The following is a 3882-nucleotide window of genomic DNA, read 5'->3' as shown; positions in this document are numbered from 1 at the left end:
CTCGCCGCCGAATTTCGCGATCTCCGCGATCATGGTTCGGCGGCCGCCGGCCGCATTGTCGTTGCCGGGATCGAGCCGCAGCGCGGTCTCGTAGTCGGCCAGCGCCTTCTTGCGCTCGCCCATCTTCTTGTAGAGCACGGCGCGGTTGTTGTAGGTCAGCGCGAAATTCGGATCGAGTTTCAGCGCGGCCTCGTAATCGCTCAGCGCCGCGCCAAGCTCGCCCTTCAGGTGGTAGGAATCGCCGCGGTTTGTGAAGAAATTCGGCCGCGGTGCCAGCCGGAGCGCCTGATCGTAATCGGCAATCGCCTTGTCGTACTCCCCCATCGCGGCCAGCGCCAGCCCGCGATTGTCGTAATATTCGGGCACTTTCGGATCGAGCCGGATCGCCTCGCCGTCGTCGGCAACCGACTTGTCGAGCTGGCCGAGCTTCTTGTAGGCGGCGCCACGATTGGTGTAGCTGCGCGGCCGGTTCGGATCGAGGCGCAACGCCTCGCTGAGATCGCGGATCGCCTTCTCGTTGTCGCCGCCGAGATAATAGGTCACGCCGCGGTCGGACCAGGCCTGTGCATTGTCAGGCTTCAGCCTGATCGCCTGGTCGTAATCGGCAAGCGCGCGGTCGAGCCGGTGCTGGTTGGTGTAGACGACGCCGCGCAGCTCGTAAGATTCCGAATCCTGCGGATCGAGCTCGATGGCCTTGCTGAGGTCCGCCGCGGCGCGGTTGAGATCGCCGCCGGCCTCGCGCAGGAGATCACCGCGCAGGCGCCAGGCTTTTGCGTTCTTGCCATCGAGTGCGATGGCGCGATCGATATCTCGCAGCGCCTGCGTGAGGGCGCCCGAGGTTCGCGCATTGGCGTCGGCGCGCACCAGCAATGCCGCGGCGCGATCGAGGGATGGATTCGAGGCCTGGTCGATGATGGCGCTGCAGGCCGGGATCAGCTCAGCCGGAGCGGCCTTGCTCCCGATTACGCAATCGACGCCGGCCGAAGCAGGGGCGACGAGAACGACGCTCATTGCCGCGCTGAGCAGGAGCGAGCGAAACGAGATTTTTGCAAACGAGAGCATTTGCGCGGAAGGATGCGTGCCGCACATGGCATAGGGCTCCGGGACATCAGGCTTTCACCATTGTCGCGGCAGCCAAAGAATCGGTTCAAATCGAGGCGTGCCAGCGGCGCACCGATCCCTTCCCTCCTTCGTCCCGCTCTTACGAGCGAGACGAGGAGCCTCAATACCCGTCCACCCCGTTGAGCCGCTGCAGCCGCTCCTGCATCGCCTTCTTCAAATCGTACCCCGGCCGGCCGAACCCGGCGTTGCGGCCGGCGATGAAATCGTCCTGCTCGCGTTGAAGCGCCTTCGCTTCGCCTGCATTGCGGGCTTCGCGCAACACGCGCGCGTTGGCGGCAAAGATCTCGCGGTCGAGATCTGCGAGCTCGCGGTTGGCGCAGATCGCCTTCTCGACGGGACGGCGCACACCCTTGCAAATGAAACTGGGCTTGCCCGCGACTGCCATCTGCGCGCCGATCCGCTCGATCTCGCGCGCCATCGCCTTGTGATTGGGCTTGGCCTTCTCGTGGTTCGGATCGATTTTCAACGCCGCACCGAAATCCTGCACCGCCTTGGGCTTGTCGCCCTTCCTTAGCCAGAGTTCGCCCCGCGCGTTGAAGATATCGGCGAGACCGGAATCGAGCTCCAGCGCGCGGCTGTCGTCGGCGATCGCGCGGTCGACTTGGTCGTGCCGCGCATAAAGCCCGCCGCGCGCGATCAGCGCCTTGATCAGGTCCCCTTTCGCCGTCTTCTCGTTGTCGATCACGGCGGCGCAGGCCGTGGCGGCCTTGTCGATGTCGTCGGCTGCGGCAGCCGCGAGGCACGGCGCGATGTCGACCTGCGGCACCGCGGCCGGCTCGCCGCCGGTCGCAGCATGAGCCGCAACGAACGAGAGCGCAAAGAGCAACCCGGCGCCGGACCATTGAATGAGAAAACGCATGCTCGCCACAGTTGGAAAGTCTTGAGTTAAGGTCCGCCTTGAGGTCTTGCCTTGGGGCTGCACCATCCATCATACGACCGGATTGGTGCTAGCTTGTGGCGCCGCTCAAATCGGGTTCGGGGATCAACGTGTCGACATTCGAATGGATCATCGTGCTTCTGCTCGGCGCCGTTGCATTATCGGCGCTGGCGCGGCGGATCAAGGTCCCCTACCCGACCTTTCTCGCAATCGGGGGCGCACTGATCGCCTTTGTGCCGTCGAGCCCGTCCTGGACGCTGGAGCCCGACCTGGCGTTGGCTCTTTTTGTCGCACCGGTCCTGCTCGATGCCGCCTTCGACACCTCGCTGCGCGATCTCCGCAACAATTGGGTTCCGGTCTCCACCCTCGTCGTCGCCGCGGTCGGCTTGACCACGGCCGCTGTGGCCTACGTCGCGCACCGGCTGATGCCTGATATGCCCTGGGCCGCCGCGGTTGCGCTCGGCGCCATCGTGGCCCCGCCGGACGCGGCCGCCGCGGTCGCGATCCTGAGCCAGGTGAAGCTGCCTCACCGCATGGTGAAGGTCCTGGAAGGCGAGAGCCTGCTCAACGACGCGACCGCGCTCTTGATCTATCGCATCGCCGTCGGAGCGACCGCCACCGAGCATCTGGCATGGAGCCAGGTCGCGCCAACCATGGCTCTGGCCCTGGTCGGCAGCGTCGTTGCCGGCTATCTCGCCGCGCGAGTCATGCCACTGGTGATCGTGCGGATCACGGAGGCTCCCAGTTCGATCATCATGCAATTCGCCACTACCTTCATGGTCTGGATCGGCGCTGAACATCTCGGCCTCTCCGGCATCCTCACCATCGTCGTGTACGCCATCACGATGGCACGCGCTGCACCCGCTCGCATGCCGGCGCGGTTGCGGGTGCCGTCCTACGCGGTGTGGGATACGATGGTGTTCGTGCTCAACGTGCTCGCGTTCATGCTGATCGGCATGCAGATGCGACCGATCTGGACGCGGCTGGACGCGGACGTGCGCTGGGACTATTGCCTGGCCGCCGCCTGGATCCTGCTCACCGTGGTCCTGGTCCGGTTGGCCTGGGTCACGCTCTACCGCACGACGCTGCGCACGCTGGTGGCGCACGGGATCTATCACCCCAAGGATCCGAAGCAGGTCGCCTCCGCCAAGGGCGGCCTCATCATCTCCTGGTGTGGCATGCGCGGCCTCGTCACGCTCGCCACCGCCTTTGCCTTGCCGGAAAACTTTCCGCATCGTGACTTCATCGTCTTCTCGGCGTTTGCGGTCGTGCTCGGCACGCTGGTCGTGCAGGGCCTGACCTTGCGGCCGCTGATCCTGGCGTTCGGCCTCAAGGACGACAATCCCGTCGGCATCGAGGTCGCGCGCGCCCGCGCCGTCGCCTATCGCGCGGCGCTCGACGCGATCGAGGACGATCCGTCGGAGGAAGCCGAAATCCTGCGGCTCGAATATCGTGCCATCCTGATGCAGGCCGACGACGATCCCCATGGTGGCATCACCAACGGCGAATTGCCCGCCGATCCGCTGCGCCGCCGCGCCATCGAAGCCGCGCGAAAATCGATCTTCGACCTCCGGGCCACCGAGGTGATCGGTGACGACGCGTTTCACAGGATCGAGGAGGAGCTCGATCGCGCGGAACTGAGCGCGGGGGGTTAGATTTCGTCATCCCGACAAGCGCCCTGCACAGGTGGCTAGGGGTTTGAACCAAACGCCGCCTCTCCAGACTCATCCCTCATGACGACCCTGATCGACGACCGTCGTGTGCGCGCGCGAGATGCGTCGCCCGCACGATATTTCTATCTCCACATGGCACTGGCCTGCGCGGCCACCGCCTTTCTCGGCTTCGCACCGACCTATTTTGTGCCGCTCGCGAACCGGACATTG

The 3882-nt window shown here is 65.2% G+C and carries 3 protein-coding genes; 1 reads left to right on the top strand and 2 read right to left on the bottom strand.

Annotated features, from left to right (window positions below):
* Both IVB32_RS32495 and IVB32_RS32490 read right to left on the bottom strand, forming a co-directional pair.
* The coding region (locus IVB32_RS32495; protein WP_247412689.1) for a tetratricopeptide repeat protein at positions 1-1089 on the bottom strand (1089 nt) is incomplete at its 3' end.
* A gap of 133 nt (positions 1090-1222) precedes the next feature.
* Positions 1223-1981 (bottom strand): tetratricopeptide repeat protein, encoded by a 759-nt coding sequence (locus tag IVB32_RS32490; protein ID WP_018453132.1) that lies wholly within the window; start codon positions 1979-1981, stop codon positions 1223-1225.
* Between the two features lie 95 nt (positions 1982-2076).
* Here IVB32_RS32490 and IVB32_RS32485 point away from each other — a divergent pair, with 95 nt between their 5' ends.
* Positions 2077-3654 carry a sodium:proton antiporter gene (locus IVB32_RS32485; protein WP_018453131.1) on the top strand — a complete coding sequence of 526 codons (1578 nt, stop codon included), beginning with the start codon at positions 2077-2079 and terminating at the stop codon, positions 3652-3654.
* The last annotated feature ends 228 nt before the right edge of the window (positions 3655-3882 follow it).

Source organism: Bradyrhizobium sp. 23, assembly GCF_023073295.1.
In the GTDB taxonomy this organism is placed as follows: domain Bacteria; phylum Pseudomonadota; class Alphaproteobacteria; order Rhizobiales; family Xanthobacteraceae; genus Bradyrhizobium; species Bradyrhizobium canariense_D.
Note: the sequence above shows the minus strand (reverse complement) of the source record. Positions and strands in the feature narration are given on the sequence as shown.

Coding starts and splice junctions, on each gene's coding strand:
- IVB32_RS32490 (WP_018453132.1), bottom strand. CDS start 1,981: ATGCGTTTTCTCATTCAATGGTCCGGCGCCGGGTTGCTCTTTGCGCTC.